Raw genomic sequence first — 14,116 nt, 5'->3', positions numbered from 1 at the left:
AGGGGGGCCTCGTATGACACACAGTCTGAGCCCGGTGGGGCTCGACTTCGCCAGTACCGCCCCGGTGCGGCTGGTGTTCGCCCGGGAGATCCCGGCCGCTCCGGACGCGGTGTTCCAGGCTCTCGCGAGACAGGTGGAGGACTGGCCGCTGTGGTTCGGGGCCGTGACCGAGGCCCGGTCGGCGGACGGCGGCAAGCGGCGGGTGGTGCGGCTGCGGGGCGGGGGCCGGTTCGAGGAGACGGTGATCGCGGTGGACGCGCCCGCGCAGTACGCCTACCGGGTCGACCGCACCAACGTCCCTGGCGCGCGGGGGCTGTTGGAGGAGTGGCTGCTGACGCCGACCCCGGACGGTACCCGGGTGCAGTGGACCTTCGCGGCGGACGGCACGGCGGTGTTCCGGTTCGCGTTACGGCGGGCCCGTTCGGGGCTCGGCAGCTCGTTCCGTGAAGCGATGGAGTCGCTGGCGGAGCGACTGGAACCGACGGAGAGCTGACCGGGCGCGGGGGCGTGACCGGCACCCGGCGACGGCGACCGGCTGCCGGCTGCCGGCTGCCGGGCGACGACGTCCACGGATCGACCTTCGGGGGCGGCATCCGGAGGGCCTCAGGCAGACCGGGAACTCAGGCAGCCCGAGGGGCTCAGGCAGGCGGGACGGAGTCCTGGCCCACCCACTTCCCCGTGCGGAACAACGTGTCGAGTGCCGTCCGGTACGGGGTGATGTCGAGGTTCTGGGCGGCCAGCCAGTCGTCGGAGTAGTACTTGTCGAGGTAGCGGTCGCCGGGGTCGCACAGCAGGGTCACGACACTGCCGGTACGGCCCGCCGCGACCATCTCGGAGACGATCTTCAGCGCGCTCCACAGCCCGGTCCCGGTCGAGCCGCCCGCCCGGCGGCCTATGGCGTCCTCCAGGGCGCGGACCGTGGCGACCGACGCCGCGTCGGGCACCTTCATCATCCGGTCGACGGCGCCCGGTACGAAGCTGGGTTCCATCCGGGGGCGGCCGATGCCCTCGATACGGGAACTCCGGTCGGTGGTGACATCGGGGTCACCGGTCGTCCAGCCTTCGTAGAAACAGGAGTTCTCGGGGTCGGCGACACAGATCAGGGTGTCGTACTGCATGTAGTGGACGTACCGGGCGAGGGTCGCCGAGGTGCCGCCGGTACCGGCCGTGGCGACGATCCACGCCGGTTCCGGATAGCGCTCCAGCTCCAGCTGACGGTAGATGGACTCAGCGATGTTGTTGTTGCCGCGCCAGTCGGTGGCCCGCTCGGCGTAGGTGAACTGGTCCATGTAGTGGCCGCCGGTCGCGGCGGCGAGGGCCGCGGACTCCTCGTACATCGTGCGGGGGTCGTCCACGAAGTGGCACCGGCCGCCGTGGAACTCGATCAGTCGGCCCTTCTCGGCGCTCGTCGTACGGGGCATCACCGCGATGAACGGGACGCCGATCAGCTTGGCGAAGTACGCCTCCGAGACGGCCGTCGAGCCGCTGGACGCCTCGATGACCGGGCGGTCCGGACGGATCCAGCCGTTGCACAGGCCGTAGAGGAACAACGAGCGGGCGAGCCGGTGCTTGAGGCTGCCGGTGGGGTGCGTCGACTCGTCCTTGAGGTAGAGATCGATGCCCCACGCCTCGGGGAGCGGGAAACGGAGCAGATGGGTGTCGGCGGACCGGTTGGCGTCGGCCTGCACCTTCCGTACGGCTTCCTTGAGCCAGTCCCGGTAGCCGGGATCGGTGCGGTCGGTGTCGAGGGTGGGCATCGGTTCACCGCCGCCGACCGGACCACGGGCGCCTGACGGGTCGGGCTGATGTGCCGCTCGGGGGGTGCTCATCGCGTCTCCTCGGCGTCACCGCGGTGCCGGGGCACCAGCCGGACGCACCGGTCGATCGGGCCGTATGCCTTCGATCATAGGCGCCACCGCACCTCACCTCACCTGCATAAACACTGCTTTGGGCAGCTCAAAGGGGAACGGGGGGACCGGGCGGACGGCGCTCTGGCGCCCGCCGCCGCACCGGGGCACACTGCCACCCTGACCGTACGGGGGCCGAAGGGCCCGTCCCGGCGGCGGCCGGGCGTGGGTTCGAGGCGACGAAGGAGGGGCGGACGATGGGGGAACCGGAGTTCGCGGCCAGCGGGGTGCGGATCGGCAGACGGCTGCGTTCGCTGACCCGGGCCGGTCAGATCCGTATCGCGGACGGCAGGCTGGAGTTGCTCACCAGCTACGGCAGCGAGATCGACAGCGCGCCGGTGGGCTCGGTCCGCGCGGGCACATCATGGTTCGCGCCGGACGGCCGCGCGCACGCGGACGTCAACGGCACGCGTTACAACCTCACCCTTGACCCCGGCGAGACCCCGCCGGGCGCCCCGGGTCTTTCGGCGGCCCGTCGCTTCGTGGAGGCGGTACGCCGCGCGGGCGAGCGCCCAGGCCGGGGCGAACGGAACGGCTGAGCCGGGCGGCTGCGGGGAACGGCCGCGCGGGACGGAAGCGTCCGGGTCCGAGCGGACGGCTCCGAACGGGCCCCGAGGGGGGAGCGCTGCGGACGGCCGGGGCACCGGATGCGGGGCGCGAGTTGCGGGGTGGTGACCCGTGAGTCACTCTGGTCTCACTTTACTCTGGGTTTACCGGCGATCACGCTGCGAACCAGCTCGCCGGACACGCAGCAGGCGGCGGCTCGGTGGGGCCGACCTGCTGACTTCGGTAACCGCGTCCTCTTCCGGACCTCAATTCGGGGAGTCGTAGCCGTGACCAGCGAGCCAAGCAGGCACTGCACGGTGGAGCTGCAAGCCCTGCCGTCGCGGATCGGACAGATCCGCAGAATCATCTCCGCGCAACTGCGCTACTGGCATGTGGACGGCCTCATAGACCACGCGGCGCTCGGGGTGACCGAACTGCTGACGAACGTCCACCGGCACGCCCAGCCCGACAAGACCTGCACCGTCGACATCGAGCTGCTGCTCGGCCGGCTGACGGTGTCGGTGCGCGACCGTGATCCCCGGTTGCCCGACCTCAATGTCGCCGACGCCCTCGCCACCTGTGGCCGGGGCCTCGCGATGGTGGCCGCCGTCAGCGAGAGCTGGGGGGCCCGGCCGTTCGGGGACTCCGGCAAGGTGGTGTGGTTCACCCTTCCGGCCGCTGCCCCGTCGCCCGTGGTGGCCGTCCCCGGACACGCCGTCTACGGATCGACGACGACCGGGCTGGACGTCCTGGTGGCCGTCGCCGCCGTACCCGGGCTCGTGCCCGTCGGACCGGCGGCGGACGGGCCCCGGCCCGGCCAGGTCCCGGTGGGACCCGCGGTCGTCGGCTGACGGGCCGGGCCCGCACGGTCACCCGTGGCGGTCAGCCCACCGCGATGTCGACCGACGGCCGCAGCTTCGCCGCCGCGCTCAGCGCCTCGTGCACCGGGTGCGCGGTGAAGGCGGCGACGAGCGCGGGGTCCGCGGGAGCGTCCGCCGCCGGGAGCGCGATCTGCTGGTACGCCGCCTGGAAGCGGGGGCCCCAGCGGCGGGCGCCGAGCCGCGCGGTCCGGGAGCAGTTGTCGACCATATGGGCGATGTCGCGGGCGTGCATGTACGGCAGCAGGGAGTCCACGGCCTCGATGACGGACTCGTTGACGATCTCCGACCAGGGGTGGCCGCGTTCGGCGAACTCGTCGATCTGCGCGGTCATCGTCGCGACGAACATCCCGGCGGTGACGGGGTCCACGGCCGTGCCCCGGCCGGCCCGGCGGGCCCGCACCTCGGCTCCGGCCGCCCACATCGGGGAACCGCCGATCCGGGTCATGGGACGGGCGGTGAGCCGGGCCTCCGCGAGGATCACACTGCGCAGTTCGGTGCCGTCGGCGACCTCGTCGTAGATCTCCGCGACGAGATCGCGCGCCGGGCGGTAGGCGGCGGTGTACGCGCGGTCGAAGGTGTCCCGTCCGGCGGGGTCGAGTCCGTCGCGGACGGCCCGCAGCCCGTCACGGGAGATGATGCGGGCCAGCGGTCCGGTGATGCTCTCGCAGGAACGCTCGTACGCGGTCACCGGGTCGGCGCCCGCGATCCGGTGGTGCTGGTACAGGGTCTCGACCAGACCGTGGACCGCGCCGAGGAGGATCGCGCGCTCGCCGACGATGTCGGACAGGTACTCGCTGCCGAGGGTGGTCCGGAAGGTGTACGGGGAGCCGAGCGCGACGGACCAGGCCAGCGCGCGGTCGACGGCGTGCCCGTCGGGGTCGGCGTGGACGGCGAAGCTGCTGTTGATCCCGGCGCCGTTGACCTCGGCGCCCTGTTCGTAGAGGCGGCGCGCCGAGTCGCCCATGCCCTTGGGGCACACCGCGATGACGGCGTGCCCGGCGGGGAAGCCACCGCCGAGGGAGCGCAGATGTCCGAGCAGGAAGCCGTGCGAGAGTCCGATGGTGGCGCCGGGCTTCAGCGCGGCGAAGACCCGCTCGTGGTGGGCGGCGAGCGCGGCGTCCGCGATGAGCAGGATGACGAGGTCGCTCGCCGCGGTCACGTCGAGCCAGTCGCCGAGGGTGCCGTCGGCCTCGGTGAAGCCGTGGGCGCGGGCGTCGGCGGCGGACGCCGAGCCGGGGCGCAGACCGACGGTGACGCGGATGCCGGTGCCCGCGAGGGAGTCCCGCAGATTGCGGGCCTGCGCGCGGCCCTGCGGCCCCCAGCCGATCACGCCGATGCTGCGGACCCCGGCGAAGGCCGTCGGCAGCAGCGGGAAGAGATGGCGTCCGCCGCGCAGGACGGTCTCGGTGCCGCCTGGCACGTCCATGGTCTCCAGCGGGAAGACGGCGGAGGAGAAGGTGTTGCCGACGGCCGGTTCCGGAAGGTTCTGGTTCCTCGATGTCATGGGGTGGTTGTAGGCTCCGGCGCACTGTTGCGGCAAGCGCAACTTCCGCAGCGGGGCGTTGCGTGAGATGAAAGACGCAGGTGGGACGTGTCGGATCAGTACGAGGAGCTGCGGGTCTTCCTGCATCTGGCGGGGACGCTGAACTTCGGGCGGACGAGTCTGGAGTGCCATGTCAGTGCGGCGACCCTGACCCGGACCGTCCAGCGGCTGGAGTCCCGGGTGGGGCACCGGCTGTTCGACCGGGGTCCGCGCGGGGTGTCTTTGACGACGGAGGGCCATCGCTTCCGGGAGTACGCGACGCGGGCGCTGGAGCTGTGGCACACGTACCGGGCGGGGCATCAGGACCCGGTGGAGCTGAGCGGCACGCTCGGGGTGTTCGCGACGGTGACGGCCTGCCAGACGCTGCTGCCCTCGCTCCTCGCCCCCTTCCTGGCGGCGCATCCGCGCGTCCGTCTCGATCTGCGGACCGGGGACGCGGCGACCGCGCTGGCCCGGCTGGACGAGGGGGAGGTCGAGGTCGCGGTGGCCGGTGTGCCGCAACGGGTCCCGGACGCGCTGGTCACCCGGACCGTGGCGGTCACCGACCTGGTGTTCGTGACCGCGCGGGAGCGGCCGGACCCGGGGGTGCGGGGTCCGTTCGTGCTGCCGCGCCGGGGGCTGGTGCGGGAGGCCGCGCAGCGGTGGCTGCGTGCGCACGGGCGTGCGCCGGTGATCGGCGCCGAACCGGACGGCCATGAGGCGTTGCTGACCCTGGTCGCGCTGGGCTGCGGTACGGGGGTGGTGCCGCGGTTGGTGCTCGATCACAGCGCGGTGCGGGAGCGGTTGGCGGTCGTGGCGGTGGAGCGGGGGCCCGATCCGCTGACGATCGGGCTGTGCGTGCGGCGGCCTGATCTGCGCAGGCCGCTGGTCGCGGCGTTGTGGAGTCTCACGGCGTGACGCGGTGCCGTCGGCCGGGTCGCCGGTACCTCGCGCCCCGGGTTCCCACGCACGCTTGTCCCGTGCGGGTGGTTCGTGAGGTGCGCGGTTCCCCGCGCCCCTGGGTACGCGGTGCGGACCGCACCTGTTTCTGTACGGGTCGTTCGTGGGTGCGCGGTTCCTCGCGCCCCTGGGTACGCGGTGCGGACCGGACTTGTTCGCGTGCGGGTCGCTCGTGGGGTGCGCAGTTCCCCGCGCCCCTGGAGGGTGCCGCCTGGGGTATCTCGTCGGCTGCGGCCGGGAGCACCCGCACCCGGGGAACCGGCCGGAGTCGACGCCCCAAAGGGGCGCGGGGAACTGCGCACCCCCGTCGAACCCGCACAGGAACAAGTGGGCCCACCTGCGAGTACCCAGGGGCGCGGGGAACCGCGCATCCACGGACGGGCGGACCTCGGGGCGTGCGGGAAGGCGGACGGTCAGGGGGCGATGCGCAGCGGGTCGTCCAGGACCGGCTGCCACGCCAGCTCGGCCGCGCCGACAAGGCTGTTGTGGTCCAGGACGCACGGCAGGATCGGCACACCCCCGCTGCGGCCCCACAGACTACGGTCCGCGACCACGGCCCGCAGCCGTTCGGGGTCCGCTTCGAGGAGCGCCTTGTGGAGCCCGCCGAGGATGATCCGGTCCGGGTTGAGGATGTTGACCAGCTGGGCGAGCCCCAGCCCGAGCCGGTCGATGAGCAGTTCGGTGGCGATCCGGATCGCGGGCTCGTCGTACGCGTCGCGGATGAGGTCCCGGGCCTGCTGGAGGACGGACGTCCCGGGGCCCGGGTCGCGGCCCGCCGCGGTGAGGAAGGCGTGGGGGTCGGTCTCGACGTCCAGGCAGCCCCGGCCGCCGCAATAGCACCGGTGCCCGCCTTCCGGGCGGACCGGGAGATGACCGACCTCCAGGGCGAGCCCGGAACTCCCGGTGTGCAGCTTCCCGTCCAGCACGAGCGCGCCGCCGACACCCGTGTGTCCGGTGGCCACGCACAGCAGGTCGCGGGCGCCCCGACCCGCGCCGTGCCGGTGCTCGGCGAGGGCGGTGAGGTTGACGTCGTTGCCCGCGCGCGCGGGGCCCGTGATCCCGGCGGCGCGCACCTGGTCGGCGAACACCTCGCGGACCGGGGAGCCCGGTGGCCAGGCCAGATGCAGCGGGTTGAGGGCGGCGCCCTCGGGTTCGGTCATGGCGGACGGGACGGCGAGTCCCGCGCCCACACAGCGGCGCGGGGTGGCGGCCAGGAGTTCCGCGCCGGCGGCGACGACGGTCCCGAGGGCACCGGCCGGGTCGGCGTCGACGGCCGCGCGCCGGGACGCGGTGGCGACGATCCGGCCGCCGAGGCCGACGAGTGCGACCCGCAGTCCGTCGGCGTGGATCTGTCCGGCGAGCACGACGGGGCCGTCCTCGGCGAGGTGCAGCCGGTGCGAGGGGCGGCCCTGGGAACCGGTGGCGGCGCTGGGGTGGGAGTCGACCCGGATGAGTCCGAGGGCCTCCAGCTCGGCGGCGACCGCCCCGGCGGTGGCCCGGGTGACGCCCAGTTCCGCGGTGAGGACGGCCCGGGTGGGTGCCCGTCCCGTGTGCACCAGTGCCAACGCGGGCCCCAGCGCGCCGCGTCCGCGTTCCAGCCGGGTACGCGTGGACCCGTCCCCCACCGTCCTCGGTGCCGCCTTGCCGTTCATGAGGGCGAGTCTCCCATGATCGGCGCACCGCGCGGTCCGGCCGGGCCCCGGGACGGGGCGTCGGCCCATGGCGGCGGCACCGCTGTCCGGTACCCGACGACGCGGCGGCTGTGGCGGCTTTGGTGCCAGTGGTGGCTGTGATGCGGACGGTCCCCGTACCCGGTCGCGGCGCGGGGGCCGGGGCGCGGGTACGGGGAGAAGTGGTCGGGGGGCGGGGTCAGCCGCCCTGCGGTGCCGAGTCGGGCTGGAGCGGCAGCTCCAGCGGGACCGGGCTCCGCGGGTCGACCCCGCGGGTGCGGCCGACGGCCCGTCCCCGGCCGAACAGGGTCCGGGACGGGGGTCTGGTCCGCAGCTCGCGCAGTTCGCATTCCATCGCCCGCAGCCGCTGATGGGTGCGGAACAGATAACTCACCTTGGTGCGCAGGGCCCAGGGATCGACGGGCTTGGGGATCAGGTCCGCGACCCCGAGCCGGAGCGCGGCCGAGGAGAGGGCCGCGTCCGGTCCGAAGCCGGTGAGCAGGACGATGGGTATGTACTGGGTCTGTTCGACCCGCCGCATATAGCGCACGACCTCCAGGCCGCCGACGTCCGGGACCCGTACGTCGAGCAGCAGCAGACCGATGTTCCCGCGCAGGACTTCCTTCAGTGCCGCGTCACCGCTCGTGGCGCAGACGACCTCGTGCGTGAGCGGGGACAGCGCGCTCTCCAGCGCGTAGAGCGTGTCCTCATGGTCGGCGACGATGAGGATCTTGGCGTCCGACGGCATGCCGCATTCCCCTCGCTTGGGGCCACTCAGCATATGCCTGGAGCGACTGCGGGGATACAGAGCGTGTCAGATCCGCCACGATCCCGGCCGGAAGGAGCCGGTGCGGTGCACCGGCTCCGGGGGGCCGCGGCGTCCGGGATGCTCTTATGGATGTCAAGCAGCGGTTGTGAGGTGGCTTGGGGCCGCTGCTGTGGCGTTCGTGGTGGTCAGGGCGTGGTAGATCTCGCGGGCGACGAACCGCTTGAGGCAGCGAATGATCTCTTTCTTCGACAGGCCCTGCCTGGTGCGACGTTCCATGTAGGTGCGGGTGCGCTGGTCCCAGCGCAGGCGGCAGAGAACGATCCGGTAGAGGGCCGCGTTCGCGGCCCGGTCGCCGCCCCGGTTGAGGCGGTGGCGGTGGGTTCGGCCGGATGACGCGGGCAGCGGGGCGACGCCGCAGAGCATGGCGAACGCCGCTTCCGAGCGGAGCCGGTCGGGGTTGTCCCCGGCCGTGACCAGCAGCTGGCCCGCGACGTCCGGGCCGACGCCGTTCAGTTCGGTCAGGGCAGGGTTGATCTTCTGGGTGAGCGGGGCTATCAGCTCGTCCAGTTCGTCGATCTCCTGGCCCAGGCCTCGGTGGCGGCGGGCGAGGGACCGCAGGGCGATCTTCGTCGCGGTGACCGGATCGCCCGCCTGGTCCAGGCCCGGGCGGAAGCCCGTGCAGACGGCCAGGAGGTCCTTGTCCTTCAGGTACCGCAGCATCGTGCGGACGCCTTCCGGCGCGGTGACGATCAGGTTCTTGATCTGCCGGGTGACGTCGGCCCGCTGCTGGACCGCGCTGCGGCGGGCGACCCGCAGCGCCCGCAGGGCCTCGACCCGGCCGTCCCGGAACTTCGGGGTGCCGGTGCGGCGTTCGGCGAGCGCGGCCCGCGCCGCCGCCTCGGCGTCGACCGGGTCGGACTTGCCCTGCCAGCGGCGTGTCTTGCGGTCCGGGCGGTCGATCTCGACCACCCTCACGTCGTGTTCACGCAGGTAGCGGGCAAGGCCGGCGCCGTAGGCGCCGGTGCCCTCGACCCCGACCATCAGCAGGGTGCCGAAGGAAGAGAGCCAGGTCAGAAGCTTGCGGTAGCCGAGCGCGGAAGCGGGGAACTGGGCCGAGCCCAGGACCCGGCCCGCCGAATCGATCGCCGCCGCGGTGTGGGTGTCCTTGTGGGTGTCGACGCCGCCGGTGACCTCGACCTGGTGCTGTGCCATCGTGGGTTGTGCCGTCCTGTCCATTCGACCGGGTGGGATGGCACCCGTCGGCCGGGAGGGCGGACAAGACAGTGATGGGGCCTCTGGCCAGGCTCTTATGAAGTCACGTCCCCCGGCCCGACGGATGCACACGAGCGCCCCCCGAACGGGGCCGACAGATCCCGTTGAGGACCCTGAGTCAGTCAGGCGGTGGGTCAGACCCCGCCGGGGAACGCTCACGAACATCCTCATTGTCAGGCGGCGGCCGGGGACGCGGAGCGCAGCACGGTGATCAGGTCCTGGACAGTGGCCGCCATGGCCTCGCGTCCGACGCTGAGGTACTTGCGTGAGTCGACGGCCTCGGGGTTCGCCGCGAGGAACCCCCGGATGGCACGAGTCATCGCGGCGTTGAGCGCCGTGCCGACGTTGACCTTGGCGATCCCTCCGGCGACGGCCCGGCGCAGTTCGCCGTCGGGCACGCCGGACGAGCCGTGCAGCACGAGCGGGACGGTGAGTGCGGCCGACAGGTCCGTGAGCAGGGTGTGGTCGAGGGCGGCGGTGCGGGTGGTCATGGCGTGCGAGCTGCCGACGGCGACGGCGAGCGCGTCGACCCCGGTGGCGGCGACGAACTCCCGTGCCTGGTCCGGGTCGGTACGGGCGCCGGGCGCGTGGGCGTCGAGCGGCGGCTGTCCGTTCTTGCCGCCGACCTCGCCGAGTTCGGCCTCGATCCACAGGCCCTGCTGGTGGCCCCACTCGGCGGCGGCGCGGGTGGTGGCGAGGTTCTCGGCGTACGGCAGCCGGGCCGCGTCGTACATCACCGAGCTGAATCCGGCGTCGGGGGCCTGCCGCAGCAGGTCGTCGCTCTGGACATGGTCCAGATGGAGGGCGACGGGGATCTCGGCGCGTTCGGCTGCGGCGACGGCGGCGCGGGCGAGCGGGAGCAGCCGTCCGTATCGGAACTTGACGGCGTTCTCGCTGATCTGGAGGACGACGGGGGCGCCCACGGCCTCGGCGCCGGTGATGACCGCCTCGACGTGCTCCAGCGTGATGATGTTGAACGCGGCGACGGCACCGCGGGCGGCCGCGGCCTGCGCGACGAGGTCTCCGGTTGCTGCGAGGGGCACGGGCCCCTCCTTCCTCTGTGGTTCCTGTCCCCGGACGGGCGGCCGGGGGTACCCCGCTCCGGGCGCCGCGGGAGGGGTGCGGCGCCCGGAGCGGGGAGCGCGGGTGGTCAGGGCGAGTCGAGGATCACCGAGCGGGTGAGGTGGCGGGGGCTGTCGGGGTCGAGGCCGCGGGCGGCGGCGACGGCGACGGCGAGGCGCTGGGCGCGGACGAGTTCGGCGAGCGGGTCGAGGCCCCCGGCGATCCAGCGTCCGCCGGTCGCGCGGACCTGTTCGGCGAGCCCGTCGGGCGCCTCGCCGAACATCCAGGTGACGGTGGAGGTGGTGCTGATGCTGATGGGGCCGTGGCGGTACTCCATCGCCGGGTACGCCTCGGTCCAGGCGAGGGCCGCCTCACGCATCTTGAGTCCGGCCTCGTTCGCGAGGCCGACGGTCCAGCCGCGGCCGAGGAACGTGAACTGGGTGCGGTCGACGAGCCCTTCGGGCAGCGGGTCGGCGAGCGCGGTGCGGGCGTCGGTGACCGCGTCCTCGGTGTGGCGTCCCACATGGGCGCGCAGCAGGGTGAGGGCGGTGGTGGCGAAGCGGGTCTGCACGACGGACTTCTCGTCGGCGAAGTCGAGGACCACGACATCGTCCGCGAGGTCCATCACCGGGGTGGCGGGGTCGGCGGTGACCGCGGTGGTCCGGACCCGGCCGCGCAGGGACGCCAGCAGCTCCAGTACCTCGGTGGTGGTGCCGGAGCGGGTGAGGGCGACCACCCGGTCGTAGGCGCGGTGGCCGGGGAACTCGGAGGCGGCGAAGGCGTCGGTCTCGCCCTGACCCGCGTCCTCGCGCAGGGCCGCGGCGGACTGCGCCATGAACAGCGAGGTGCCGCAGCCCACGACGGCCACGCGTTCGCCGGGCGCGGGCAGGGCCGCGCGATGGTCGGCGGCCAGCGCGGCGGCGCGGGTCCAGCACTCGGGCTGGCTGTTCAGTTCGTTCTCGACATGACTCATGCCGGTTTTCCTCTCCCCACTGTCACACGCGTCGCTGTCACACGCGTCAGGTGATGCGTTTTTCTGCAAGATACAGTGGACTTTCGAGCATCTTCAAGCATTCTCGGGTCTCAGGAAGCTACGCTAGGGTCACGGAAGATCTGGAAGGGAGCACGCCGATGTCCCGCGACGCCCGGTGGAAGTCGCTGCTGGAACTGCTGGTGGAACGCGGACGCCTCGATGTGGAAGAGGCCGCTTCCACCCTCGGGGTTTCATCGGCGACGATCCGTCGCGATTTCGACCAACTGGCCGAACAGCAGATGCTGGTGCGCACCCGGGGCGGCGCGGTGGTGCACGGCGTCTCGTACGAACTCCCGCTGCGCTACAAGTCCGCGCGGCACGCCTCGGAGAAGCAGCGGATCGCCGCCGCCGTGGCCGCTCTCGTCGCACCGGGCGAGGCCGTCGGGCTGACGGGCGGGACGACGACGACCGAGGTGGCGCGGGCCCTCGCCGTACGCACCGACCTGGCGTCCGGCACCCCCGCCCTGACGGTGGTCACCAACGCGCTCAACATCGCCAACGAGCTGGCGATCCGCCCCCAGTTCAAGATCGTGCTGACCGGCGGTGTCGCCCGCCCCCAGTCGTACGAGCTGACCGGCCCGCTGGCCGACACGGTCCTCGCGCAGATCACCCTCGACGTGGCCGTCCTCGGTGTCGTCGCGTTCGACGCCGTCCACGGCGCCGCCGCCCATGACGAGGCCGAGGCCGCCACGAACCGGCTGCTGTGCGAGCGCGCCGAGCGGATCGTCGTGGCCGCGGACTCCAGCAAGCTGGGCCGCCGCGCCTTCGCCCGCATCCGCCCCGCCGAGGGCGTCCACACCCTGGTCACGGACACGGCCGCCGACCCGGCGGCACTGGCACGCTTCGAGGACGCGGGCATCAGGGTCATGACCGTCTGACCGGACGGCCCCGGGTGCGACGAGACATCACCGGGCATCGGGATGTCATCGGGCGCCGGGATGCCGGGCCGCCACCGGGCAGCGGGCCGTCACCAGGCAGCGGGTCGCCTGGACACCGTCGGGCACCGAGCACCGGGCATCCGGCATCCGGCATCCGGCATCCGGCATCCGGCATCGACGGGAAGACATCCGGGCCAGGTCGACCCCCTCACCGCACCTCGCAATCCACTCCCAAGGGACGGCGAAGGGCACCCCGCCCGTCACCGCGCAGACCACCGCGAACCCCCTTGCCCGCACCCCGGCACGGCCCCTACCCTCACTTTGTGCCGATAATAAACAAACTCGCGACCCCCGGGACGACCAGCACGTCCGCCTACCCTCGCGGCCCCCTCACCGTCTTTTTCGCCCTCGACGGATTCATCTTCGCGGGCTGGATCGTCCGTATCCCCGCGATCAAGGAGCAGACCGGCACCACGGCCAGCACCCTGGGCCTCGCCCTGCTGGGTGTGTCGGCCGGGGCGGTGATCACGATGATGCTCACCGGCCGGCTGTGCCGCCGCTTCGGCAGCCTCCGGGTCTCCATCGCCTGCGCCGCGCTGATGTCCCTGAGCGTGATCCTGCCCCCGCTGACCCGGTCGGCCCTGTCCCTGGGCCTGGTGCTGCTGCTGTTCGGCGCCGCCTACGGCTCGATGAGCGTGGCCCTCAACAGCGCGGCGGTGAACGTGGTCAACGCGATCCGGCGTCCTGTCATGCCCGCCTTCCACGCCGCGTACAGCCTGGGCGGGATGCTCGGCGCCGGACTCGGCGGACTGGTCGCGGGGCAGCTGTCGCCCACCCGGCACCTGCTCGGACTCGCCGTCATCGGACTCGTGGTGACCGCCGTCGCCGCCCGACCGCTGCTGCGCCACGGCATCCCCGATCCCGTACCGGCGGGCCCCGCCACCCCGGCCGACGCGCCCGCGCGGAAGGCGGCGCACCGGATGGAGCCCCGTACCCGGCGGCTGGTCCTGGTGTTCGGTGTGATCGCGCTGTGCACGGCGTACGGCGAGGGCGCGCTCGCCGACTGGGGCGCGCTGCATCTGGAGGAGACCCTGGCCGCCCATCCCGGTGTCGCGGCGGCGGGTTACTCGTGTTTCGCCCTGACCATGACGATCGGCCGGTTCTCGGGGACGACCCTGCTGGAGCGGCTGGGCCGCACCCGCACCCTGGTCGCCGGTGGCGCGACCGCCGCGGTCGGCATGCTCGTCGCCGCACTCGCCCCGACGCTGTGGCTGGCGCTGGCCGGCTTCGCCGTCACCGGCCTCGGGCTCGCCAATATCTTCCCGGTGGCCGTGGAACGCGCCGGAGCCCTCGCCGGACCGAACGGCATAGCCGCCGCCTCCACCCTGGGCTACGGCGGCCTGCTGCTGGCTCCGCCCGCGATCGGCTTCATGGCCGACTGGTTCTCCCTGCCCACCGCCCTGACCAGCGTGGCACTCCTCGCCGCGGTGGCCTCGGTGATCGCCTGGGCGATCCGCGACACCCGGACCGCCCCGGCCCACGGCTGAGACACCGCGGCCCCGGGTGTCCAAGGGCGGGCGGGACCCGTACGCGGCACCTGGGGCAGGGCGGTCGCG

General features: G+C 73.1%; 13 protein-coding genes. 6 read left to right on the top strand and 7 right to left on the bottom strand.

All coding sequences use genetic code 11. From position 1 onward, the window contains the following. Positions 1 to 13 precede the first annotated feature (13 nt). On the top strand, positions 14 to 493 hold the full coding sequence (locus OG711_RS34280) for an SRPBCC family protein (RefSeq protein WP_073795852.1): 480 nt from the start codon (positions 14 to 16) through the stop codon (positions 491 to 493). A 145-nt stretch (positions 494 to 638) separates the two neighbouring features. Here OG711_RS34280 and cds1 read toward each other — a convergent pair whose 3' ends face one another. Further along, positions 639 to 1,757, bottom strand: a complete 1,119-nt coding sequence (gene cds1, locus OG711_RS34275; protein ID WP_266517893.1) for an L-cysteine desulfhydrase Cds1 — start codon at positions 1,755 to 1,757, stop codon at positions 639 to 641. 347 nt (positions 1,758 to 2,104) lie between these two features. On the opposite strand from cds1, the gene OG711_RS34270 reads away from it, so the two are divergent. Then, a complete protein-coding gene (locus tag OG711_RS34270; protein WP_073795854.1) occupies positions 2,105 to 2,446 on the top strand; it encodes a hypothetical protein in 342 nt (113 codons plus the stop codon). A 294-nt stretch (positions 2,447 to 2,740) separates the two neighbouring features. Further along, the gene (locus OG711_RS34265) at positions 2,741 to 3,304 is read left to right on the top strand and encodes an ATP-binding protein (protein ID WP_266512428.1); all 564 of its coding nucleotides are present in this window, start codon (positions 2,741 to 2,743) and stop codon (positions 3,302 to 3,304) included. A gap of 31 nt (positions 3,305 to 3,335) precedes the next feature. Here OG711_RS34265 and OG711_RS34260 read toward each other — a convergent pair whose 3' ends face one another. Further along, positions 3,336 to 4,838 (bottom strand): ketol-acid reductoisomerase, encoded by a 1,503-nt coding sequence (locus OG711_RS34260; RefSeq protein ID WP_329562479.1) that lies wholly within the window; start codon positions 4,836 to 4,838, stop codon positions 3,336 to 3,338. Positions 4,839 to 4,925: 87 nt separating this feature from the next. On the opposite strand from OG711_RS34260, the gene ilvY reads away from it, so the two are divergent. Beyond that, complete coding sequence (gene ilvY / locus OG711_RS34255; protein ID WP_329562476.1) at positions 4,926 to 5,774, top strand: HTH-type transcriptional activator IlvY; 849 nt, start codon at positions 4,926 to 4,928, stop codon at positions 5,772 to 5,774. Positions 5,775 to 6,229: 455 nt separating this feature from the next. Here the strand turns inward: ilvY and OG711_RS34250 are convergent, their stop codons facing one another. From OG711_RS34250 to OG711_RS34230, 5 genes are all read right to left on the bottom strand, one after another. Then, the gene (locus tag OG711_RS34250) at positions 6,230 to 7,468 is read right to left on the bottom strand and encodes an ROK family transcriptional regulator (RefSeq protein ID WP_073795864.1); all 1,239 of its coding nucleotides are present in this window, start codon (positions 7,466 to 7,468) and stop codon (positions 6,230 to 6,232) included. Positions 7,469 to 7,685: 217 nt separating this feature from the next. Further along, the gene (locus OG711_RS34245) at positions 7,686 to 8,234 is read right to left on the bottom strand and encodes a response regulator (RefSeq protein ID WP_329562472.1); all 549 of its coding nucleotides are present in this window, start codon (positions 8,232 to 8,234) and stop codon (positions 7,686 to 7,688) included. A 153-nt stretch (positions 8,235 to 8,387) separates the two neighbouring features. Continuing rightward, complete coding sequence (locus tag OG711_RS34240) at positions 8,388 to 9,491, bottom strand: IS110 family RNA-guided transposase (protein WP_405673086.1); 1,104 nt, start codon at positions 9,489 to 9,491, stop codon at positions 8,388 to 8,390. A 209-nt stretch (positions 9,492 to 9,700) separates the two neighbouring features. Further along, positions 9,701 to 10,570 (bottom strand): class II fructose-bisphosphate aldolase, encoded by an 870-nt coding sequence (locus tag OG711_RS34235; RefSeq protein WP_073795869.1) that lies wholly within the window; start codon positions 10,568 to 10,570, stop codon positions 9,701 to 9,703. A gap of 107 nt (positions 10,571 to 10,677) precedes the next feature. Continuing rightward, entirely contained in the window at positions 10,678 to 11,562 is an 885-nt protein-coding gene (locus tag OG711_RS34230; RefSeq protein ID WP_073795870.1) for an SIS domain-containing protein, read from the bottom strand. 158 nt (positions 11,563 to 11,720) lie between these two features. Here OG711_RS34230 and OG711_RS34225 point away from each other — a divergent pair, with 158 nt between their 5' ends. Together OG711_RS34225 and OG711_RS34220 are read left to right on the top strand one after the other, a co-directional pair. Beyond that, positions 11,721 to 12,500 carry a DeoR/GlpR family DNA-binding transcription regulator gene (locus OG711_RS34225; RefSeq protein WP_073795872.1) on the top strand — a complete coding sequence of 260 codons (780 nt, stop codon included), beginning with the start codon at positions 11,721 to 11,723 and terminating at the stop codon, positions 12,498 to 12,500. 323 nt (positions 12,501 to 12,823) lie between these two features. Then, positions 12,824 to 14,047, top strand: coding sequence for an MFS transporter (locus OG711_RS34220; protein ID WP_405674357.1), 1,224 nt, complete (start codon positions 12,824 to 12,826; stop codon positions 14,045 to 14,047). Positions 14,048 to 14,116: the final 69 nt, after the last annotated feature.

This window comes from Streptomyces uncialis, assembly GCF_036250755.1.
GTDB classification, from domain to species: domain Bacteria; phylum Actinomycetota; class Actinomycetes; order Streptomycetales; family Streptomycetaceae; genus Streptomyces; species Streptomyces uncialis.
The sequence above is the reverse complement of the archived record's forward strand: the minus strand, read 5'-3'. Positions and strand labels throughout refer to the sequence as shown.